This is a genomic window from Roseateles asaccharophilus (assembly GCF_004362405.1).
GTDB lineage: Bacteria > Pseudomonadota > Gammaproteobacteria > Burkholderiales > Burkholderiaceae_C > Kinneretia > Kinneretia asaccharophila.
This window is the reverse complement of record NZ_SNXE01000006.1, coordinates 106,434-127,870: the sequence shown is the minus strand read 5'-3', so window position 1 is coordinate 127,870 and position 21,437 is coordinate 106,434. Positions and strand designations below refer to the sequence as shown.

General features: G+C 67.9%; 18 protein-coding genes and 3 tRNA genes. 13 read left to right on the top strand and 8 right to left on the bottom strand.

Annotated elements, in window-relative coordinates:
- Positions 1 to 60 precede the first annotated feature (60 nt).
- Positions 61 to 2,925: a phosphoenolpyruvate carboxylase gene (ppc, locus tag DFR39_RS13705; RefSeq protein ID WP_133604138.1), complete on the bottom strand. Its 2,865-nt coding sequence runs from the start codon at positions 2,923 to 2,925 to the stop codon at positions 61 to 63.
- A 114-nt stretch (positions 2,926 to 3,039) separates the two neighbouring features.
- Between ppc and hemC the strand changes: the two genes are divergently transcribed.
- The 7 genes from hemC (at position 3,040) to DFR39_RS13670 (ending at position 7,718) form a co-directional block, all read left to right on the top strand.
- Positions 3,040 to 3,987 carry a hydroxymethylbilane synthase gene (gene hemC / locus DFR39_RS13700; RefSeq protein WP_133604137.1) on the top strand — a complete coding sequence of 316 codons (948 nt, stop codon included), beginning with the start codon at positions 3,040 to 3,042 and terminating at the stop codon, positions 3,985 to 3,987.
- Between the two features lie 28 nt (positions 3,988 to 4,015).
- Positions 4,016 to 4,792: a uroporphyrinogen-III synthase gene (locus tag DFR39_RS13695; RefSeq protein ID WP_133604136.1), complete on the top strand. Its 777-nt coding sequence runs from the start codon at positions 4,016 to 4,018 to the stop codon at positions 4,790 to 4,792.
- Positions 4,793 to 4,826: 34 nt separating this feature from the next.
- The gene (locus DFR39_RS13690) at positions 4,827 to 5,945 is read left to right on the top strand and encodes a uroporphyrinogen-III C-methyltransferase (RefSeq protein WP_246030831.1); all 1,119 of its coding nucleotides are present in this window, start codon (positions 4,827 to 4,829) and stop codon (positions 5,943 to 5,945) included.
- Positions 5,946 to 5,956: 11 nt separating this feature from the next.
- A complete protein-coding gene (locus DFR39_RS13685; protein WP_133604135.1) occupies positions 5,957 to 7,201 on the top strand; it encodes a heme biosynthesis HemY N-terminal domain-containing protein in 1,245 nt (414 codons plus the stop codon).
- 70 nt (positions 7,202 to 7,271) lie between these two features.
- Positions 7,272 to 7,348, top strand: a tRNA-Arg gene (locus tag DFR39_RS13680).
- Between the two features lie 109 nt (positions 7,349 to 7,457).
- Positions 7,458 to 7,534: transfer RNA gene (locus DFR39_RS13675), tRNA-Arg, on the top strand.
- A 107-nt stretch (positions 7,535 to 7,641) separates the two neighbouring features.
- Positions 7,642 to 7,718: transfer RNA gene (locus DFR39_RS13670), tRNA-Arg, on the top strand.
- A gap of 58 nt (positions 7,719 to 7,776) precedes the next feature.
- Here DFR39_RS13670 and DFR39_RS13665 read toward each other — a convergent pair.
- A complete protein-coding gene (locus tag DFR39_RS13665; protein WP_133604134.1) occupies positions 7,777 to 8,922 on the bottom strand; it encodes a CaiB/BaiF CoA transferase family protein in 1,146 nt (381 codons plus the stop codon).
- A gap of 49 nt (positions 8,923 to 8,971) precedes the next feature.
- Between DFR39_RS13665 and greB the strand changes: the two genes are divergently transcribed.
- On the top strand, positions 8,972 to 9,538 hold the full coding sequence (greB, locus tag DFR39_RS13660; protein ID WP_133604133.1) for a transcription elongation factor GreB: 567 nt from the start codon (positions 8,972 to 8,974) through the stop codon (positions 9,536 to 9,538).
- Positions 9,539 to 9,560: 22 nt separating this feature from the next.
- Here greB and DFR39_RS13655 read toward each other — a convergent pair whose 3' ends face one another.
- The 4 genes from DFR39_RS13655 to DFR39_RS13640 form a co-directional block, all read right to left on the bottom strand.
- Positions 9,561 to 11,849: a RelA/SpoT family protein gene (locus DFR39_RS13655; RefSeq protein WP_133604132.1), complete on the bottom strand. Its 2,289-nt coding sequence runs from the start codon at positions 11,847 to 11,849 to the stop codon at positions 9,561 to 9,563.
- A gap of 121 nt (positions 11,850 to 11,970) precedes the next feature.
- Positions 11,971 to 12,174 (bottom strand): DNA-directed RNA polymerase subunit omega, encoded by a 204-nt coding sequence (gene rpoZ, locus DFR39_RS13650; protein WP_133604131.1) that lies wholly within the window; start codon positions 12,172 to 12,174, stop codon positions 11,971 to 11,973.
- A gap of 22 nt (positions 12,175 to 12,196) precedes the next feature.
- Complete coding sequence (gmk, locus tag DFR39_RS13645; RefSeq protein ID WP_133604130.1) at positions 12,197 to 12,817, bottom strand: guanylate kinase; 621 nt, start codon at positions 12,815 to 12,817, stop codon at positions 12,197 to 12,199.
- Positions 12,818 to 12,936: 119 nt separating this feature from the next.
- Entirely contained in the window at positions 12,937 to 13,848 is a 912-nt protein-coding gene (locus DFR39_RS13640; RefSeq protein WP_133604129.1) for a YicC/YloC family endoribonuclease, read from the bottom strand.
- Between the two features lie 37 nt (positions 13,849 to 13,885).
- Here DFR39_RS13640 and DFR39_RS13635 point away from each other — a divergent pair, with 37 nt between their 5' ends.
- From DFR39_RS13635 to hemW, 5 genes are all read left to right on the top strand, one after another.
- Entirely contained in the window at positions 13,886 to 14,854 is a 969-nt protein-coding gene (locus DFR39_RS13635) for a serine/threonine protein kinase (RefSeq protein ID WP_133604128.1), read from the top strand.
- A gap of 82 nt (positions 14,855 to 14,936) precedes the next feature.
- Positions 14,937 to 15,833 carry a PP2C family protein-serine/threonine phosphatase gene (locus DFR39_RS13630; protein ID WP_133604127.1) on the top strand — a complete coding sequence of 299 codons (897 nt, stop codon included), beginning with the start codon at positions 14,937 to 14,939 and terminating at the stop codon, positions 15,831 to 15,833.
- 18 nt (positions 15,834 to 15,851) lie between these two features.
- The gene (rph, locus tag DFR39_RS13625) at positions 15,852 to 16,592 is read left to right on the top strand and encodes a ribonuclease PH (protein ID WP_133604126.1); all 741 of its coding nucleotides are present in this window, start codon (positions 15,852 to 15,854) and stop codon (positions 16,590 to 16,592) included.
- Positions 16,589 to 17,194: an RdgB/HAM1 family non-canonical purine NTP pyrophosphatase gene (gene rdgB, locus DFR39_RS13620; RefSeq protein ID WP_133604125.1), complete on the top strand. Its 606-nt coding sequence runs from the start codon at positions 16,589 to 16,591 to the stop codon at positions 17,192 to 17,194. The genes rph and rdgB overlap by 4 nt, the downstream gene beginning before the upstream one ends.
- Before the next feature lie 23 nt (positions 17,195 to 17,217).
- The gene (hemW, locus tag DFR39_RS13615; RefSeq protein ID WP_133604124.1) at positions 17,218 to 18,420 is read left to right on the top strand and encodes a radical SAM family heme chaperone HemW; all 1,203 of its coding nucleotides are present in this window, start codon (positions 17,218 to 17,220) and stop codon (positions 18,418 to 18,420) included.
- A gap of 3 nt (positions 18,421 to 18,423) precedes the next feature.
- Here hemW and DFR39_RS13610 read toward each other — a convergent pair whose 3' ends face one another.
- The gene (locus tag DFR39_RS13610; protein WP_133604123.1) at positions 18,424 to 20,205 is read right to left on the bottom strand and encodes an EAL domain-containing protein; all 1,782 of its coding nucleotides are present in this window, start codon (positions 20,203 to 20,205) and stop codon (positions 18,424 to 18,426) included.
- Between the two features lie 116 nt (positions 20,206 to 20,321).
- Positions 20,322 to 21,416, bottom strand: coding sequence for a protein-glutamate methylesterase/protein-glutamine glutaminase (locus DFR39_RS13605; RefSeq protein ID WP_133604122.1), 1,095 nt, complete (start codon positions 21,414 to 21,416; stop codon positions 20,322 to 20,324).
- Positions 21,417 to 21,437 lie beyond the last annotated feature (21 nt).

Sequence of the window (21,437 nt, the reverse complement as noted above, 5' to 3'; positions counted from 1 at the left end):
GGCAGGAGAAATCTTGGCTGGCCGCCTAGGTGCGTGCGTTGACGCGAGTCAAATGCAGCGTCATCCGGTATTGCGTAGACCTGCGGCGATGCCGTTGATGGAGAGATGGATGCCGCGCTGCACACGCTCCATGGACGGGTCCTCGGCGCGCTTGTCCGGGGGCACGGCGCGGTAGCGGCGCATCAGCTCCACCTGCAGATGGTGCAGGGGATCGATATAGGGGAAACGGTGCTCGATGGAGCGGGCCAGGGCCGGGTTGGCGGCCAGGCGCTGCCTCTCGCCGGTGATCAGGGCCAGGGCTTCCTGGGTGCGCTCGAACTCGGCCTGGATGGCCGCGAAGATGCGCTTGCCCAGGCGCTTGTCCTCCACCAGCTCCACATAGCGCTGGGCGATGGAGAGGTCGGTCTTGGCCAGCACCATGTCCAGGTTGGAGAGCAGGGTGCGGAAGAAGGGCCACTGCTTGACCATGCGGCGCAGCAGGCTGAGCTTGGCCTCGCGGCCGGCGCCCGTGCCCAGGAAGGCCAGCACGCCCGAGCCGAAACCGCACCAGCCCGGCAGGGTGACGCGGGCCTGGCCCCAGCTGAAGCCCCAGGGGATGGCGCGCAGGTCCTCGATGGCGCGGGTGGCCTTGCGCGAGGCGGGGCGCGAGCCTATGTTCAGCTCGGCGATCTCGCGGATGGGCGTGGCGGCGAAGAAATACTCGGCAAAGCCCTTGCTGTCATAGACCAGGCCGCGATAGGCCTTGAAGCAGGCGTCCGACAGTTCCTGGGCCGCGTCCAGGAAGGACTGCGGCGCATTCTTGGTGGGGTGCAGCAGGCTGGCTTCCAGCGTGGCGGCCACCAGGGTTTCCAGATTGCGCCGGCCGATTTCGGGGTTGGCGTACTTGGAGGCGATGACCTCGCCCTGCTCGGTCAGGCGGATCTGGCCGTTCACCGTGCCCGGGGGCTGGGCCAGGATAGCCTGGTAGCTGGGGCCACCGCCGCGGCCCACCGTGCCGCCGCGGCCGTGGAAGAGGCGCAGGGTGATGGCGCCCTTCTTCTTGAGCTCGGCGAAGAGCTCCACCAGGGCGATCTCGGCGCGGTAGAGCTCCCAGGAGCTGGTGAACACCCCGCCGTCCTTGTTGGAGTCGGAGTAGCCCAGCATGATGTCCTGCTCGCCGCCCGAGCGCTGCACCAGGGCGTGGATGCCGGGCAGGGCGTAGAACTCCCGCATGATGGTGGACGCCAGGCGCAGATCGCCAATGGTCTCGAACAGGGGCACGACGATCAGGTCGCTGACCGCGCCGGCGCTGTCCAGGGTGCCACGCATCAGGCCCACTTCCTTGAGCAGCAGCAGCACTTCCAGCAGATCGCTCACCGTCTCGGTGTGGCTGATGATGTAGTGGCGCAGGGCCTCGCGGCCGAAACGGGTCAGGGCTTCCCGCGCGGCCTCGAAGATGGCGAGCTCGCCCTCGGTCTTGTCGCTGTAGGCATGGCCGACCACACGCAAGGGGCGAGCATCGGCCAGCAACTGCAGCAGCAGGGCGCGCCGCTGGGCCTCGTCCAGGGCCGCGTAGTCGGGCGCGATGCGGGCCGCGGCCAGCAGCTCGGCGATCACCAGCTCATGCTGGTCCGAGCTCTGGCGCAGATCCAGGGTGGCGAGGTGGAAGCCGAAGACCTGCACCGCGCGCATCAGCGGGGCCAGGCGCGGCGCGATCAGGGCCTCGGCATGGTGGCTCTTGAGCGAGGCGGCGATCACGCGCAGATCGGCCAGCAGCTCCTCGGGCGTGGCATAGGGGTCTTGCGGGGCCACGGCGTGGCGCAGGGCCTCGGTGCCGGTGAGCGCGTGCAGGGTGGCGGCCAGGCGGGCGTACATGCCGGTGAGCGCGCGGCGGTAGGGCTCGTCCAGGCGATGCTCGTTGCGATCGGGGCTGCGCTCGGCCAGGGCCTGCATGGCGGGCGTGACCTGCGCCAGACGCGCCGAGATGGAGAGTTCGGCGCCCAGCTCGTGCAGCTCGGTCAGGTAGTGGCGCAGGGCCACCTCGCTCTGGCGCTGCAGGGCCTGGCGCAGGGTGGCGGCCGTGACATTGGGATTGCCGTCGCGATCGCCGCCAATCCAGTGACCCATGCGCAGAAAGCTCTTGAGCTCATGGCCCGGCAGGGCCTGCTCCAGCTCGGTGTACAGACGCGGGATCTGGCGCAGGAAGGTGGCGTGGTAGTAGGAGAGCGCGTTCTCGATCTCGTCGGCCACGGTGAGCTTGGAGTAGCGCAGCATGCGCGTCTGCCAGAGCTGGGTGACGCGGGCGCGGATCAGGGCCTCGTTGGCCTGTTTTTCCCGCTCGGTGTGCAGGCTGTCGCGCTGCTCCACCAGCTCCGCGATGGCGCGCTCGGCGTCCAGGATGCTCTTGCGCTGCACCTCGGTGGGGTGGGCGGTCAGCACCGGCGAGATGAAGCCGTGCTGCAGCGTCTTGGCGATCTCGCTGGGGCGCACGCCGGCCTCGTGCAGGCGCTCCAGGGCATGGCCCAGGGAGCCTGCGGCCAGACTGCCGGCGCGCTCATGAATCTCGCGGCGGCGCACATGGTGGCGGTCCTCGGCAATATTGGCCAGGTGCGAGAAATAGCTGAAGGCGCGAATCACGCTCACCGTCTGCTCGCCCGAGAGGCTCTTGAGCAGCTTGTCGAAGCTCTTTCCTGCCTGGGCATCACGCTTGAGGCGGAAGGCCACGGAGAGCTTGCGGATCTGCTCGACCAGCTCGTAGGCCTCGCGGCCCTCCTGCTCGCGGATCACCTCTCCCAGGACCCGGCCGAGTAGCCGGATGTCTTCGCGCAGCGGCAGGTCCTTGTCATCCCGCGTGCGCTTGGGCGGGGTGCCAGCGGTGCTGGTTCGGGGCTTGCTGTTGCGAGTCTTCGTCGTCGTGGGCTGGGCGGCGGCGGGTCGTGCGGGCATGGCGGGCTCGTCTGGGCTTGGTGCGGTGGTGACCGTAATGGTCATGTAACGAAGTTACTGGAATCTGACTGTAGCAGTTTCTTGTGCACTGCCGCACTGCGCTAGCATGCTGACATGACCGAGACATTGAAAAATTCGTCGGTGGTGATCGCCACCCGCGAGAGCCGCCTGGCACTTTGGCAGGCCGAGCATGTGAAGGCCGTGCTGGAGGCGCGAGGCCTGGGCGTCAGCCTGCTGGGCATGACCACCCGGGGTGATCAGATCCTGGACCGCAGCCTGTCCAAGGTGGGCGGCAAGGGCCTGTTCGTGAAGGAGCTGGAAACCGCGCTGGAAGAGGGCCGGGCTCAGCTGGCCGTGCACTCGCTCAAGGATGTGCCCATGGAGCTGCCCGAGGGCTTCGAGCTGGCTGCCATCCTGGAGCGCGAGGACCCGCGCGACGCCTTCGTCTCGCCGCGCTACGAAAATCTGGCGGCCCTGCCCCAGGGCGCGCGCGTGGGCACCTCCAGCCTGCGCCGCGTGGTGCAGCTCAAGGCCCTGCGGCCGGATCTGCAGATCGAGCCGGTGCGCGGCAATCTGGACACCCGCCTGCGCAAGCTGGACGAGGGCCAGTTCGACGCCATCGTGCTGGCCGCTGCCGGCCTCAAGCGTCTGGGCCTGGGCGAGCGCATCCGCGCCTGCTTCAGCGAGGACGAGATGATTCCCTGTGCCGGTCAGGGCGCCCTGGGCCTGGAGTTGCGCGCCGACGCGCAGGCGCTCAGGGCCGAGCTGCAGGCCCTGGTGCATATGCCCACCTCCCTGGCCACCCAGGCCGAGCGCGCGGTCTCGCGCGCCCTGGGCGGCAGCTGCAGCATGCCCCTGGCTGCCCATGGCCGCTGGCAGGCCGACGGCCGTCTGCGCCTGGACGTGGCCCTGGGCCACGCCGAGGACCATGCCCAGCCCCTGCTCAAGCTCAGCCTGACCGAGCCGGTGGCCGATGAGGCCGCCGCCCGCGCCCTAGGCGAGCGCGCGGCGGCCCAGCTGCGCGAGCGCGGCGCCCAGGCCTATCTGCCGGCGGCCGTCTGAGCGCCGCTGCGCCCGGCGGCGTCTGGCCATGAATTCCCAAGCGCCGCGCCTTTTGCTGCTGACCCGGCCGCGCCCGCAGGCGCCCGCCTGGCTGGCCCGGCTGACGGCTCTGGGTGTGCCGGCGCGGGCCTTGCCCTTGATGGAGATCGCCCCACCGGCCGATGGTGGCGCCGCCGCCCGCCAGGCCTGGGCCCTGCTGCCGCAGGCGCGCCTGGCCATGTTCGTGAGCCCCAATGCGGTGGCGGGTTTCTTTGCCCAGCGGCCCGCGGGCGCGAGCTGGCCGGCCGCCACCCTGGCCGCCACCGTGGGGCCTGGCAGCGCCCAGGCCCTGCTGGGGGCCGGCGTGCCGGCTGGGCAGCTGGTGCAGCCGCCCGCCGACGCGGCCAGCCTGGACTCCGAGCATCTCTGGCCGCTCTTGGCCGGCGAGGACTGGCAGGGCCGCCTGGCGCTTGTGCTGCGCGGCGAGGGCGGACGCGAATGGTTAGCCGATCGTCTCAGGGAGCGCGGCGCCCGCCTGCAGGCCCTGAGCGTGTACCGCCGTGGCTGTCCGCGGCTGGATGCTGCGGAGCAGGCCCTGTTGAGCCAGGCTCTGGCGCAGCCCGCCGCCCATGTCTGGCTCTTCAGCAGTGCCGAGGCCATCGGGCATCTCGCGCAACTTGCCGGGCCTGCGCAGGACTGGTCGAGTGCCCAGGCCATTGCCACCCACCCGCGCATCGCTGATCGCGCCCGTACCCTCGGTATGGGGCATGTGGTTTTGGCGCGACCCGAAGCTGCTGCCGTAGCCCAGGCCTTTGCATCCTGCTGAGGTGAGGCCGAGCCCCAGCCCTACAATTTTGATCGTGAGCGATAACAACTCCCCCCCCGCCCCGCCCGAGCCAGCTGCCGGCCCGACCTCTCCGACCTGGTTGCCACCCGTGGCGCTAGGTCTGGCCGTGCTGTCCCTGGCCGCTCTGGGCCTGGCCTGGCAGGGCCAGGCCAGTCTCAAAGACCTGGAGCAGGAGCTGGTCCGGCGCCAAACGGCCAGCCAGGGCGAGGCCAGCGAAGCCCGCAATCTGGCTCGCCAGGCGCAAGACCTGACCCGTGATACCGCAGCCAAGACGGCCCTGCTGGAGGCGCGTTTGGCGGAAGTCGCGCTACAGCGTGGCCAGCTGGAGGAGTTGATCCAGTCCATGTCGCGCTCGCGCGACGAGAACGTGATCGGTGATATCGAGGCCTCGCTGCGCGTGGCCCTGCAGCAAACCAGCATCACCGGCAGCGCCGAGCCCCTGGTGGCCGCCCTGCGTCAGGCCGATGAGCGCCTGCAGCGCTATAAGCAGCCGCGCCTGGAAGGCGTGCGCCGCGCCGTGGTGCGGGATCTGGATCGCGTTCGCGCCGTGAGCGTGGTTGATGTCTCCACCCTGGCCATACGTCTGGATGAGGTGGTGCGCCTGCTGGACGAGCTGCCTTTGCTGGCCATGGCTGACAAGTCCGGCCCGGACGCCGGGGGCGCGCCGCGCGCGGCGCGTGCGGCAGCGCCTGCCGCGGCGGCCCAGCCGCCCGGCGCGGCCGCATCCGCTGCTGAAGGGTTGATGGAGCAGTGGCTGAGCGCAGCCGGCGAGCGCTGGCGTCTGTGGAGTGCCCAGGCCTGGGTCGAGGCCAAGTCCCTGCTGCGCGTCAGTCGCATCGACCACCCCGAGGCCATGCTGCTGGCGCCTGAACAGGCGTTCTTCCTGCGTGAGAACCTCAAGCTGCGGCTGCTCAACGCCCGCCTGGCCTTGCTCAGCCGCCAGTACGACACGGCGCAGGGGGATCTGCGCGAGACCTTGCAACTGCTGGAGCGCTACTTCGACGGCCGCTCGCGCAAGGTCCAGAACGCCGCGGAGCTGCTGCGCCAAGTTCAAGGGCAGGCCCGGCAGGTCAGCGTGCCGCGCCCGGACGACACGCTGGCGGCCCTGGCCGCCGCGGCCGGCGGCCGCTGAGGGGAGGGCGCATGCGCACAATCATCTGGCTGGTGCTGCTCTTCGCGGCGGCCGTTGTGGCCGCCCTGACCCTGGGCAGCAATGACGGCCTGGCCAGCTTCTACTGGAAGGGCTGGCGGCTCGACGTCTCGCTGAACCTTTTCCTCCTGGCGCTGGTGGGCAGCTGCTTCGCCTTGGTCACCGTGATCCATACGATCAACGCCCTGACCAGCCTGCCTCGGCGTGCGCGCGAATGGCGTCTGGCGCAGCGCGAGCGCAGTGCGCAGCTGGCCCTGCGCGAGGCCTTGTCCGAGTTCTTTGGTGCTCGCTACGGGCGGGCACAAAAAGCCGTGCAGCGCGCGCTCAGCATCCAGGCCCAGACCGGCGAGCAGCCCGATGCGGCCTTCATGGTCCTTGGGCATCTGCTGGCGGCCCAGAGCGCGCACCGGTTGCAAGACAAGCGCCGGCGCGACGAACAACTGCGTCTGGCCCTCGATCTGGCGCGCAACGAGCCCCAGGCCAAGGCCTCCGAAGAGGGCGCGCGCCTGCTGGCGGCCGAATGGGCGCTGGATGATCGCGATGCCTCCCGGGCGCTGGAACTGCTGGCCGAACTGGGGCCCGGTGTTGCACGCCGTACCCAGGCCCTGCGCCTGCGCTTGCAGGCCGCTCGCCTGGCCAAGCAGCCCCTCGATGCCCTGCGCACGGCGCGCCTGCTGGCCAAGCACCAGGGCTTTTCCAAGGTCGCCGCCCAAGGCTTGCTGCGGTCTCTGGCCTCGGAGGCATTGGATGGGGCCCGCGATGTGGATCAGCTGCGCCTGGTATGGCAACAGCTGGATGCCTCCGATCGCCGTGATGTGTTCGTGGCGGGGCGGGCGGCTCAATGTGCTGCCAGCCTGGGTGCGCCGGAGGATGGGCGCGGCTGGCTGCGTCCCTTCTGGGATCAGCTCGATGAGCTGGGCAGCGACGAGCGCGCGGTGCTGGCCGAGGCCCTGGTGGCTGCCTCCCCCGGCCTGGGCCCGGAGTGGTTGCAGCGCCTCGAGTCGGCCGTGCAGCGCTTTCCGCGTGACGCTCAACTGGCCTACGCCCTGGGCCATGTGCTGGCCGAGCGCCAGCTCTGGGGCAAGGCCCGTCTGACTCTGGAGCAGGCGGCCGAGGATCGCAGCCTTTCGGCCGCCGCACGCCGCCGCAGCTGGCTGAGCCTGGCGGAGCTCGCCAATCGCGACGGCGATGCCGAGCGCCGTGCGCGCTGCTTCGAGGCGGCCGCCACCTTGCACTGAGCCGATTCATGAAGAAATTCTTCAAATACTGGTCATGGCAAAGCAATGCGTGCTATAGTTGAGGGCTTCGGCGGCTGTAGCTCAGTTGGATAGAGTACTTGGCTACGAACCAAGGGGTCGTGGGTTCGAATCCTGCCAGCCGCGCCAGAATATCGAGGGAATCCGGGAGCCATCCCGGGGGAATTCGAAATTCAACTCAGGCCAATGTCTCACCACGACGAGATGCTGGCCGAAGAAGATGTGATCGTTTTGTCGTGCGGCTGTAGCTCAGTTGGATAGAGTACTTGGCTACGAACCAAGGGGTCGTGGGTTCGAATCCTGCCAGCCGCGCCAGAATATCGAGAGCCTCCCGGAGTCATCCGGGGTACTTTCGGGATTCATTCAGGTCAATGCCTCACCACGACGAGGCGCTGGCCGAAGTTGAAGTCGTTTTTAGTCGTGCGGCTGTAGCTCAGTTGGATAGAGTACTTGGCTACGAACCAAGGGGTCGTGGGTTCGAATCCTGCCAGCCGCGCCATATTTGAAACGGGTCAGTTCCTTAGGGAATTGACCCGTTTTTCTTTGGACTTCTTGCTTCAGTGTCCGCTGGCCAGGTCGTCACCCAGCAGGGATTGAGCTTGCTCGGCGGTGATGCCCGCCTCCAGCAGCAGGGCCATGCCGTCCTGCCCGGGTAGGGGGGCTGCCTGGGGTGCGCGAATGCCGCTGCGCGAAAAGCGCGGCGCGGCGCATGCTTGCAAATGACCATCGATCTCGACATGGTTGCCTCGCGCGCGCTGGTGTGGGTGGGCGGCAGCCTCGGCCAGGCTCAGCACCGGGGCCACGCAGGCATCACTCCCTTCGAAGCGGCCCACCCATTCGTCGCGCGTGCGCTCGCGCAGGCGCTGCGCCACCCGGGCACGCAGTCGCGGCCAGTCGGCCGTGTCGTACTGCCGGGCCGGATCTTCGTCAGCCAGCTCCAGGCGCTGCAGCAGCTCGCGGTAGAAGGCGGGTTCGATGGCGCCCAGGCTTAAGTAGTGGCCGTCCGCGCACTCAAAGCAGTCGTAGAAGGGCGACTCGTGCAGAAAGAAGTTCTGCGTGGGATCGTCCTGCCACAGGCCCTGGCCGCGCAGGCTCAGCAGCAGGGCGCTGAGGCAGCTCAAGCCGTCCACGATGGCGGCATCCACCACCTGGCCGCGGCCGCTGCGGCGAGCCTCCAGCAGGGCGCTGAGCAGGCCGATCACCAGAAAGAGCGCGCCGCCGCCCAGATCGCCCAGCATGGTGGCCGGCAGGCTGGGCGCCACGCCGCGGCGGCTGGCAATCGACAGGGCGCCGCTGAGCGCCGCGTAGTTGATGTCGTGGCCGGCGGTCTGGGCCAGCGGGCCGCTCTGGCCCCAACCGGTGATGCGGCCATAGACCAGGCGCGGATGTGCTGCCTCGAAGTCCGCCGGGCCCAGGCCCAGGCGCTCCATCACGCCGGGGCGATAGCCCTCGATCAGAGCGTCGGCGCCCAGCACCAGGGCGCGGGCGGCCTCACGGGCCTCGGCTCGCTTGAGATCCAGGCAGATCGAGCGCTTGCCGCGGTTGAGTGCCCCGCCGCCGCCCAGGCTGCGCTGGGCCGCGGGACGCTCGATCAGCACCACATCGGCGCCCAAATCGGCCAGCAGCATGCCGGCGAAGGGGCCAGGGCCGATGCCGGCAAACTCGATCACGCGATATCCCGCCAGGGGGCCTGCTGTGCTCATGCGCGCGCTCTCCGCAAAGGGGCTTGGGTCTCGCGACACAATACACGCCATGAGCAAGGCATTCACCAAGGAAAGCACGCATCAGGACGAGGACGATGGCGACGAGGTCGGCCTGCCGCCTCTGCCGCAGGGTACGCGCAACTACATGACGCCCGAGGGTTATGCGCGGCTGCGCGCCGAGTTCATGGCGCTGCTGGATGTGGAGCGGCCCAAGATCGTCGAGATCGTGTCCTGGGCGGCCAAGAACGGCGACCGCTCGGAAAACGGCGACTACCTTTACGGCAAGAAGCGCCTGCGCGAGATCGACCGCCGCCTGCGCTTCCTGACCAAGCGTCTGGACATTGCCGAGGTGGCTGACCCCAGCCTGCATCACGGCAGCGACCAGATCTTCTTCGGCGCCATCGTCACCTATGCCAACGGCCGGGGCGAGGAGCGCACCATCACCATCAAGGGCATCGACGAGAGCGACAGCCTGCAGGGCGAGGTGAGCTGGATCTCGCCCATCGCGCGTGCCCTGCTCAAGGCGCGCGAGGGCGACGAGGTGCAGCTGATGACGCCGGGTGGCATCGAGAAGCTCGAGGTGCTGGAGGTGCGCTATCCCGCGCCCAAGCGCTGAAGCCGACCGAGGAAGCTGAATCTTAGGCCTGCGGCTTGATGCGCCAGGCGCGCAGCACCGCGGGGCTGCGCTTCAGGGTGCGCAGCACATCGGCCAGGTGTAGACGGTCGCGCACCGAGAGCAGCAGGCTCATCTCGGCGGTTTCGCGTTGCTGGGACTCGTCGCTCATGGAGATGTGGGTGATGTCGGCTTCGGCCGCGCTCACCGCCTGGGCCACTTGGGCCAGCACGCCCTTGCCGTTTTGCAGCAGCACGGCCACGCCGGCCTCGAAGCTGCGGCTCGGCTCCTCGGCCCAGCTCACCGCGATCCAGTGTTCGGCATCGCGCTGGTAGAGGCGCCGGCCCACCGCGCATTCGGCGGTGTGCACCATCAGGCCCTCGCCGCGGCCCAGATAGCCGCGGATCTCATCGCCGGGAATCGGGCGGCAGCAGGGGGCCAGGCGCACCGAGGCGCCTTCGCTGCCATCCAGCAGCACCGTGCCCTGGGTGGGAGCGTCCTCGGCCGCCACGAAGCGGCCCATGCTCAGCATCACGGCGTCGGGGCGCTGGCCCTGCTCGGCCAGCATGCGAGCCAGCTTCTTGGCCACGATGGAGGCGATCTTGCGGCCCAGGCCCACCTCGATCAGCAGCTCATCCACCTGCCGGTTGCCGGCCCAGCGGGCCAGTTGCTGCCAGAGCTGGGCGGCGTCCTGATCCTCGTCGTCAAGCGACGGCAGGGCCAGGCCCTCGGCGCGCAAGGCCTGGGCCAGCATCTTCTCGCCCAGATCGCGCGATTCTTCCTGCTCCAGGTTCTTGAGAAAGTGACGGATCTTGGAGCGGGCGCGGCCCGTGCGCACAAAGCTGAGCCAGGCCGGATTGGGGCGGGCGCCCGCAGCGGTGACGATCTCGATCACATCGCCGCTGCGCAGCTCGGTGCGCAGGGGCACGGGTTCGCCATTGATCTGGGCCGCCACGCAATGGTCGCCCACATCGGAGTGGATGGCGTAGGCAAAGTCCACCGGCGTGGCGCCCTTGGGCAGGGCCATGATCTTGCTCTTGGGCGTGAAGACGTAGACCGCATCCGGGAAGAGGTCGATCTTCACATGCTCCAGGAACTCATTGGCGTCTCGCGTCTCGTCCTGGATGTCGATCAGGGACTGCAGCCAGTGCGCGCCCAGTTGCTGCGTGGACTGCCCGTCGGCGCGACTCTTGTACATCCAGTGCGCTGCCACACCCTTCTCGGCCACCAGATGCTGAGTCTCGGTGCGGATCTGGAACTCCACCGGCGTGCCCAGAGGGCTGACCAGGGTGGTGTGCAGGCTCTGGTAGCCGTTGGGCTTGGGGATGGCGATGTAATCCTTGAAGCGACCGGGCTGGGGCTTGTAGAGCTGGTGCAGCACGCCAAGCGAGAGGTAGCACCCCGGCAGCTCGTCCACAATGATGCGAAAACCAAAGATGTCGCTGACCTGGGCGAAGCTCAGGTGCTTTTCGCGCATCTTCTTGTAGATGGAGAACAGCGTCTTCTCGCGACCCTGGATCTCCACCTTGATGCCGGCCTCATGAAAGGCCTTCACCACATCGCGCTCGATGCGGGCCACCAGATCGCGGCGATTGCCGCGCGCCTTGCCCACCGCCTTGAGCAGCGCGGCGTGACGCCAGGGATTGATGAAGCTGAAGGACAGCTCCTGCAGCTCGCGGTAGATTTGGTTGAGGCCCAGGCGATGGGCAATCGGAGCGTAGATGTCCAGGGTCTCGCGTGCGATGCGGCGGCGCTTGTCCGGCGCCATGGCCTGCATGGTGCGCATATTGTGCAGACGGTCGGCCAGCTTGATCAGGATGACCCGCACATCGCGGGCCATGGCCAGCAGCATCTTGCGGAAGGACTCGGCCTGGGATTCCTCGCGGGTGGAGAACTGCAGCTTGTCCAGCTTGGTCAGACCATCCACCAGCTCGGCGGTGGGCGCCTCGAAGCGCTCGATCAGCTCGGTCTTGGTGACGCCACAGTCCTCCATGGCGTCGTGCATCAGGGCCGCCATGATGGCCTGGGCGTCCAGGCGCCATTCGGCGCAGATGCCGGCCACCGCGATGGGATGGGTGATGTAGGGCTCGCCGCTGGCGCGGAACTGGCCCAGATGCGCCTCGTCCGCGAATTTGTAGGCCTCGCGAATGCGCTTGATGTCGGCCTTGGGCAGGTAGGCCAGGCGCTGTACCAGGGCATCGAAGGAGGCCGCTTCGGCCGGCGTAGGCTCAGCTTGGCTGCGCAAGACGGGCCGCGTGCCGGAAAGACCGGTCAGTGCGGCAGGCAAGGAGGCGGCAAACGATCGAAAACCCATGACGCGAATTTAACCGATGCCGTCATCGCCCGAGCCTGCCCAAAGACAAAGGGCGCCCTGCTGGGCGCCCTTTGCTGGCTGTGGCGGTGCCGCAGCACCGCCAAGCGGGGGATTCAAAGGCTCAGACCGGCACTTTGCGCAGCATCTCGACGCCGACTTCACCGGCGGCGATCTCGCGCAGCGCGGTCACGCCCGGCTTGTTCTTGCTCTCGATCTTGGGGGTATGGCCCTGGCTCAGCATGCGAGCGCGGTAGGTGGCGGCCAGAACCAGCTGGAAGCGGTTGGGGATCTTGGACAGGCAATCTTCGACGGTGATGCGGGCCATGGCAGTTTCCAGGTCTTGTGGTTCAGGGGAGATCAAGCGCGCGGAACACGGTGGACCGGTTGCGGCGCTGAGCGGCGTATTTTAACCGCTGTGCGTGGACGATGGTCTTGAGGTCGAAAACCGCGGTGTCAAACACCGCATTGACCACCACGAAATCAAAGTGCTGGGCCTGGGCCACCTCCACGCGGGCATTGGCCATGCGCTGGGCGATGACCTCGGGCGCGGTATCGCCGCGGCGGTTCAGGCGCTGCATCAATTCCTCCCAGCTGGGTGGCAGGATGAAGATCAGCACCGCATGGGGAAAAAGCTGCTTGATCTGCAGCGCGCCCTGGTAATCGATCTCCAGCACCACGTCCTCGCCATCGGCCAGGCGCTTCTCGATGCCGGCTCGCGAGGTGCCGTAGAGATTGCCGTGCACCTCGGCCCATTCGAAGAAGTCGCCGTGCTCGACCTTGGCGCGAAACTCCTCGGCCGTGATGAACCAGTACTCGCGGCCATGCTGCTCCTGGCCGCGTGGCGCGCGCGAGGTGTGGGAGACGGAGACGGCCAGCTTGGCGTCGAGCTCCAGCAAGGCCTTGACCAGACTGGATTTGCCGGCACCGCTGGGAGCGGCGACGACGAAGAGATTGCCGGGATATTCCATGAAATGGCGCTCGTGGCGCGTCGGTTGGGGCCTGGGCGATGGCCTAAGCCCATGATTTCGCTGGAAATTTTAACCGAGGCGCGCAGGCCGCCAGACGCGCGGCCGGGCGGGGCTGTGGATTACTCGATGTTCTGCACCTGTTCGCGCATCTGCTCGATGGCCACCTTCATCTCCACCGAGACATTGGTGAGCTCCAGTGCCGCGGACTTGGAGCCCAGGGTATTGGCCTCGCGGTGCAGCTCCTGAATCAGGAAGTCCAGGCGCTTGCCGATCTCGCCGCCCTTCTTGAGCAGGCGGCTGATCTCGTCCAGATGGGCACGCAGTCGGGCCAGTTCCTCGGCCACATCGATGCGGATGGCATAGGCCGCGGCCTCGTTGAGCGCACGCTCCTGCAGCTGTTCCTGGGGCACGCTCTGGGCGGCACCCGTGCTGGCCAGGGCCTCCTGCCAGCGCTCCAGAAAGCGCTGCTGCTGGCGCTGCACCACGGCCGGCACCAGAGGTTCGGCCTGCTGAGCCAGCTCGCGCAGGCGGGCGATGCGCTCCATCAGCACGGCCACCAGCTTGGCGCCCTCGCGCTCACGAGCCTCGGCCAGGCCGGCCACGCAGGCACGCGCGGCTTCCAGCGTGGCCTCGTCCAGCTTCTCGCTGGCGCCGCCGCTCTTGCACCAGTGCAGCACCTCGTTGACGCTCAAGGGACGAGCCTGCGGCAGCCAGCCCTGGACCGTGGACTCTAGGCGGGAGAGGCGGTTGAGCTGCTCGGGCTGGGGCTGGGGCCAGCTGCTCTCGGACTCGCGCTGGGTGTTGATGCGCAACTCGATCTTGCCGCGCTTGAAGGCGGCGCCGATCAGCTCGCGCAGGGCGGGTTCCAGGCCGCGCAGATCCTCGGGCATGCGAAAGCCCAGATCCAGGAAACGCCCGTTGACCGAGCGCAGTTCCACCGTCACGCTGGCGGCGGGGGCGGCACTGGATTCCCCCTGGGAGGCGGGTTGCGAGCTGGCGCTGGCATAACCCGTCATGCTGTAGACTGGCATCACGCAATCGGTAGAGCTAAAGAAGACGCGGACGATTATGTCAAAGCCGAAACCGGCACCCCTGCCGGCGGGTACGGTAGTTGGGGGCTACCAGATCATCAAGAAGCTCGCGGCAGGCGGATTCGGTGTGGTCTATCTCGCCGAAGATCCCGAGCACCACTTGGTGGCTCTCAAGGAGTACCTGCCTTCGTCGCTGGCCGAGCGCTCGCCGGGCGAGTTGACGCCGCGCGTCAAGCCCGAGAAGCAGCCTCTGTACCGGCTCGGGCTGCGCAGCTTTTTCGAGGAAGGCCGCTCGCTGGCTCAGATCTCGCATCCCAGCGTGGTCTCGGTGCTGAACTTCCTGCGCGAGAACGAGACCGTCTACATGGTGATGAACTATCTGCAGGGGGATACCCTGCAGGACTTCATCGTCACCGCGCGAGATCTCAAGCGTGACAAGGTCTTCCGCGAGTCCACCATCCGCAGTCTCTTCGATGAGATCCTGCGCGGCCTGCGCATCGTGCACCAGCACAAGATGCTGCATCTGGACATCAAGCCCGCCAATATCCTGATCACCAACGAGAACAAGGCGGTGCTGCTGGACTTTGGCGCGGCGCGCGAGGTGCTGAGCAAGGAAGGCAATTTCATCCGCCCCATGTACACCCCGGGCTTTGCCGCGCCCGAGATGTACCGCCGCGATGGCTCGCTGGGCCCCTGGACCGACATCTACGCCATCGGCGCCTGCATCTATGCCTGCATGCAGGGCTATCCGCCCAATGATGCGCCGCAGCGCCTGGAGAAGGATCGACTGGCCTTGAGCCTCTCGCGTCTGCGCAATGTCTATTCGGACAATCTGCTGGAGGTGACGGAGTGGTGCATGGCCCTGGATCCCCTGGCCCGGCCGCAGAGCGTGTTCGCTCTGCAAAAGGAGCTGGCGCGGGAGACGGAGCGTCGCTACACCAAGCTGAGCTTCAGCGAGCGGCTCAAGTTGCAGTTGGAGAACCTCAAGTCCGGAGCCAAGGCCTGATGTGCCTGGGCTTGGGGTTGGTCGATATCTTGGCTCGAACAGGGCCTGAACATGCGGCGCTGGCGCCGAAGCGGGAGCGCGCGTGAAGTTTGGGGTGTATCAGGTCAGCCGGCGCGGTGGGCGCGAGAAGAACGAAGACCGCATGGGTTATTGCTATACCCGGGAGGCGGGCCTGTTTGCCGTAGCCGATGGCATGGGCGGTCATCCCGAGGGGGAAATGGCCGCCCAGATCGCGCTTCAGACACTGGCGGCCCTGTTTCAGCGCGATGCTCGTCCCAAGCTCCAGGACCCCGCTCGCTTTTTGCAAGACGGCGTGCTGATCGCGCACCAGACCTTGCTCCAGTACGGCTCGCAGCGCGGACTCAGCGACACGCCGCGGACCACGGTCGTGGCCTGTCTGCTGCAGGAGGGCAAGGCCTACTGGGCACATTGCGGCGACTCGCGTCTGTACATGGTGCGGGGCGGTCAGCTGATTGCGCGCACCCGCGACCACTCCTACTCCGAGCTTCAGGAAGCGCTGGGACGCAGCACGCCCGGGTCGGAGCGCTTCAATCGCAATGTGCTCTTCACCTGCCTGGGCAGTCCCGGCAAGCCCATGGTGGACGTCAGCGGCCCCCTGGCTCTGGTGCCCGGTGATCGTGTGATGCTGTGCTCCGACGGCTTGTGGAGTGTGGTGCCCGAGCCGGAGATCGTTTCGCATCTGGGCGAGCGCGTCATCACCGATGCCGTGCCCGAGCTGGTGGAGCAGGCCCTGCGCCTTGGCGGCGCGCGCTGCGACAATGTCACCGCCCTGGCCGTGGAATGGGAGGGCGAGGATGAGCTGGAGGACAGCGTTTCCACCCAGCATCTGGGTGATGAGGGTTTCGCCTCCACCATACAGGCCGCCGGTGCCGAGGGGCATCTGGACGATGAGGAGATCGAGCGCACGGTGCGCGAGATCCGCGAGACCATCGTGCAGCGCGGCCGCAAGAACAGCTGAATTGAGGACCAGGATTTCATGAGCAAGAACGAAGCGGCGCCGCGCGCCGGCGGCCGTGCGGCCGATGCGCTGCGCCCCGTGCGCCTGACCCGCCACTACACCCGCTATGCCGAAGGTTCGGTGCTGGTGGAGTTTGGCGAGACCAAGGTGCTGTGCACCGCCTCGGTGGAAGAAAAGGTGCCGCCGCACAAGCGCGGCTCCGGCGAGGGCTGGGTCACGGCCGAGTACGGCATGCTGCCGCGCGCCACCCACACCCGTGGCGACCGCGAGGCCGCCCGTGGCAAGCAGAGCGGCCGCACCCAGGAAATCCAGCGTCTGATCGGCCGCTCCCTGCGCTGCGTGTTCGATCTGGGCGCGCTGGGCGAGCGCACCATCGCGCTGGACTGCGATGTGATCCAGGCCGATGGCGGCACCCGCACCGCGGCCATCACCGGCGCCTATGTGGCCGCGCACGATGCGGTGAGCTGGCTGCTGGCTCAGGGCAAGATCACGGCCTCGCCCATCAAGGACGCGGTGGCCGCCATCTCGGTGGGCATCGTGGACGGCGTGCCCCTGCTGGATCTGGAGTACACCGAGGACTCCGCCTGCGACACCGATATGAATGTGGTGATGACCGGCGCCGGTGGCTTTGTGGAGCTGCAGGGCACGGCCGAGGGCGTGGCCTTCACCCGTGCCGAAATGAACAGCCTGCTGGACCTGGCCGAGAAGGGCATCCGCGAACTGCTGGCCGCACAGAAGGCGGCGCTGGCGGCGGCATGAAGATTGTCCTGGCTTCCAACAACGCCAAGAAGCTTGGCGAGCTGCAGGCCCTGTTTGCGCCGCGGGGCGTGGAACTGGTGACCCAGGGCTCGCTGGGCATTCCCGAGGCCGAGGAGCCTTTCGAGAGCTTTGTGGAGAACGCGCTGACCAAGGCCCGCCACGCGGCGCGTGCCAGCGGCCTGCCGGCCCTGGCCGACGACTCGGGCCTGGCCGTGGAGGCCCTGGGCGGCGCGCCGGGCGTGCTCTCGGCCCGCTATGCCACGCTCTTCGGCCGGCCCAAGAGCGACGCCGAGAACAACGCGGTGCTGCTGGAGAAGATGGCTGATCTCGTCGATCGCCGCGCGCGCTTCGTTTGCGCCCTTGTGGCCGTGCGCTCGGCCGAGGACCCCGAGCCCCTGATCGCCATGGGCCGCTGGCAGGGCGAGATCCTGCACGCGGCGCAAGGGGAGGGCGGCTTTGGCTACGACCCGCTGATGTTCATTCCCGCGCTGGGCGCCAGCGTGGCCCAGCTGTCCGCCGTGCAGAAAAATGCGCTGAGTCACCGGGCCCTGGCCTCGGTCGATCTGCTCAAGCAGATGCGCGAGGCCTGGCATCTGGGCTGAGCCCGGCCCCCGCAGTACCCACCATGGCCGAGATCATCAAGCTTATGCGCCCCGGGCAGTTGAGCCTGGCGGCGCTGCCCCCGCTGTCCCTCTATGTGCACCTGCCCTGGTGCCTGCGCAAATGCCCTTACTGCGACTTCAACTCGCATGAGTGGCGCGAGGGGCGCGAGCTGCCCGCCGAGCAGGCGCGCCAGTACCTGGCGGCCCTGCGAGCCGATCTGGAGGCGGCCCTGCCCCTGATCTGGGGGCGCACGGTGGTGAGCATCTTCATTGGCGGCGGCACGCCCAGCCTGTTCGCGCCGGAGCAGATCGCCGAGCTGATCTCGGATCTGCGGGCGCGGCTGCGCCTGGAGGCGGACTGCGAGATCACGCTGGAGGCCAACCCCGGCACCTTTGAGCGCGAGCGCTTCAAGGGCTTCCGCGAGGCGGGCGTCACGCGCCTGTCGGTGGGGGTGCAGAGCTTTGACGATGCCCAGCTCAAGCGCCTGGGCCGGGTGCACAGCAGCGAACAGGCCCGCGCCGCGCTGAGCGAGGCGGCGAGCTGCTTCGAGACCTTCAATATCGACCTGATGTACGCCCTGCCGGGCCAGGGCCTGCAAGACCTGGCCCTGGAGCTGGACACGGCCCTGGCCTATGCGCCGCCGCATCTCTCGGTCTATCACCTGACCATCGAGCCCAACACGATGTTCGCGAGCCGGCCGCCCGAGCATCTGCCCGACCCCGACCTGGCCAGCGAGATGCTGGACCTGATCACGGCCCGTACCGCGGCCGCGGGTCTGGAGCGCTACGAGGTCTCGGCCTATGGCCGGCCTGGCCATCGCTGCGCCCACAATCTGAACTACTGGCAGTTTGGCGACTACCTAGGCATTGGCGCGGGCGCGCACAGCAAGCTCAGCTTCGCCCACCGCATCCTGCGTCAGGTGCGCTGGCGCGAGCCGGCCGCCTATATGGCCAAGGCCCAGGAGGGCCAGGCCGTGTCCAACGAGCATGAGGTGGGTGTGGCCGAGCTGCCCTTCGAGTTCATGCTCAATGCCCTGCGCCTGAAGGACGGTGTGCCCCTGCTGACCTATCTGGAGCGCACCGGCCTGGGCGCCAGCAGCATCCATGCAGCCGTGGAACGCGCCCGCGCCAAGGGCCTGCTGCAGCCCGACCCGACCCGCCTAGCGCCCACGCCCCTGGGCTTCGACTTTCTCAGCGACCTTCAGTCCCTGTTCCTGGCCGAGTGAGGCTCAGGCTTCCATCACATAGATGCTGAGCCGGCCATGCTTGGCATGGCGCTTGGCGGCAGCGGCGGCGCTGGCGACTTCTTCAGGGCGGCTCAGGCTGCCCGGTGCCACCCGCACCGCACCGATGGACAGAGTGGTGCAGGGATGGAAGCGGCGCTCGCCGTGGCGGTCCTCCGCCAGGATGCCGCCGGCTTGCAGGGCCTCGGGATCGAAGAGGCTGCGGGCCAGTTCGTTGAAGCGCACCACGATGTCCTCGCAGCGCCGTTCCCAGTCCTCGCTCTGGAACAGCACGACAAAGTCGTCGCCGCCCACATGGCCCACGAAATCGCGCTGGCTGTCGCAGTGGCTGCTGGTGACCCTGGCGAGCAGGCGGATCATCTCGTCGCCGCGCCAGTAGCCGTACTCGTCGTTGAAGGGCTTGAAGTGGTTCAGGTCGGCATAGGCCGCCACAAAGCTGCGGCCGCTGGCGATCAGGCGGTCGATGTGCTGGCTCAGTGGAATATTGCCCGGCAGGAAGGTCAGGGGGTTGGCGTGCCTGGCAGCCTCGATGCGCGCTTCCGTCACCGAGCGAACCAGCTGCTCGCCCGTACCCAGGCCCAGGTAGCGCCCGCGCCGCGTGATGATGAATCCCTCCTTGAGATAGCGCTGATCGGTCGAGGTCAGTATCGAGGTCAGGGCCTCGATGCCCGTGTCGGCATCGACGATGAGCGGCGTGCTGTTGGCAAAGAGGGTGCAGGCGCGCCTGCCGTAGAGGTCGTTGAAGAAGGGCTTGGCCCAACGGGCGATGAACTGGCTGCGGTCCACCAGGGCAACCGGGCGCTCCGCCTCGTCGATCACGGCCACGGCGTGAAGCTGTTCATGGGCCTCGAACAGGCGATAGAGCTGTTCGTGGCTGCAGTCCTGTGCGACGGCCGGCGCCTTGAGAACCAGTCGCTCGGCCGTGACGCCGCTGGCCGCGGCGCGCCGCAGCTCGGGCAGCACAGCGATGTCCTTGCTGGTCAGCACTTCGAGGGCCGGCTCGGGCGGCACGGTGATACCTCTTGCCGTGGGGCGGCCCAGGAACCAACCCTGGCCGTGGCTGACGCCCAGGTCGCGGAGCACGCGCAGCTCCTCGGCAGTTTCTATGCCCTCGGCCACCAGCTGCGCGCCGAAGGTCTCGGCCAGCTGGAGCAGGGCACGGAAGGTCTGCAGCTTCTCGGCATGAGCCGGCAGGTCATGGCTGAAGTACTTGTCGATCTTGACCAGATCGGGCTGGATTTCGGACCACAGGCGCAGGGAAGAGCGTCCGTCTCCGAAGTCGTCCAGGGCAATGCCAACCCCGTGCTGCCGCAGCCCCGCCAGGGTGCGCCGCAGCCCTTCGATATCGGCAACGCGTTCGTGTTCGGTGAGCTCGATCACCAGAGAGCTGGGCGCGATCCTCAGCTCCCGCAAGGTCTCCAGGCCCCGCGCCCACTGGGAGGGCGCACTGGCATGCGCCAGCGCCGAGGCACTCATGTTCAGGAGAAGCTTGCCCGGCAGCTCCTGGGCCGACCAGTCGCGCAAGGCCTGCAGCGCGCAGTGCATTTCCAACTCTGCACTCAGGCCTTCGCGGCGCCCGGCGGCGAAGAGGGCGTCGGGAAACTCCAGGGGACTGCCCGAAGGACCTCGGACCAGGGCTTCGTGGCCGTAGATTTCTCCCTTGTCCAAGCGCATGATGGGCTGAAACAAGGTGCTCAGCAACTCGTGCTGGATCAAGGTCTGCGCACGCAGCGGGGGCAGGCAGTGCAGGGGGAGCGGGGCGTTCATGGCGGCGGGCGTGCGGTTCGCAGGCGCGCAGCTTGCCGCTCCCAGATGACAGGCCGGAGGCAGTCCGGATGCCAGTAGCCGGAACCGTGAGCTATGTCACGTCCCGGCGTTCCGCGTCAGACGCGGTTGAGTGACATGCCTGCGGTGCTGCGCAGGCGCTCAATGAGGCGCGGTGCGATCTGGGACAGCGGCAGCACTTCGTCAGCGGCGCCTGCGGCGATCGCCTCCCGCGGCATGCCGAAGACCACGCAGCTGGCCTCGTCTTGAACAAAGTTGTAGGAGCCTGCGTCCTTCATGCCCTTCATGGCCTTGGCGCCATCGGCGCCCATGCCGGTGAGCATGATGCCCAGGGCATTGGGGCCCACCACACGGGCGGCTGAATTGAACAAGACCTCGACGGAGGGCTTGTGGCGGTTCACGGGCTCACCGTCCTGCACGCGGGCAATGTAGTTGGCGCCCGAGCGCTCCACGCTCAGATGCATGCCGCCCGGCGCGATATAGCCGTGGCCGGGCAGGATGCGCTCGCCGTCCTGGGCTTCCTTGACGCGGATCTTGCACAGGCCGTCCAGCCGCGCCGCATAGCTCTTGGTGAAGCCCGGCGGCATGTGCTGGGTGATGACGACGGCCGGGCAGTCCGCCGGCAGGTTCACCAGCACGTCCTTGGTCGCTTCGGTGCCGCCGGTGGAGGCCCCGATGAAGATGATCTTCTCGGTGGACAGGCGGCCGATGCTGGCCACGCTGACAGGCTTGGCCGGCGCCGGTGCGCCACCGGCGGCCGGTGCCGGAGTCGGGGCGGGCGCGCGTCGGATATGCGCCTTGGAGGCGATGCGTATCTTGTCCGTGATGTCCTGGGCCAGGCCCCGGATGCCGTCGGCCACCCCGATCTTGGGTTTGGCCACAAAGTCCACGGCTCCCAGCTCCAGGGCCTTGAGCGTGACCTCGGCGCCACGCTCGGTCAGCGTGGACACCATGACCACGGGCATGGGGCGCAGTCGCATCAGGCGCGAGAGGAAATCCAGCCCGTCCATCTTGGGCATCTCCACGTCCAGCGTGATCACGTCGGGATTCAGCGTGCGGATCATTTCGCGGGCGGCCAGGGGGTCGGCCGCGGCGCCTATGCACTGCATATCGGGTTGACGGTTGATGATCTCGGTCAGGATTGAGCGCACCAGGGCCGAATCGTCCACCACCACGACTTTGGTCTTTGACATCTTCACTACTCCAGAAAACGG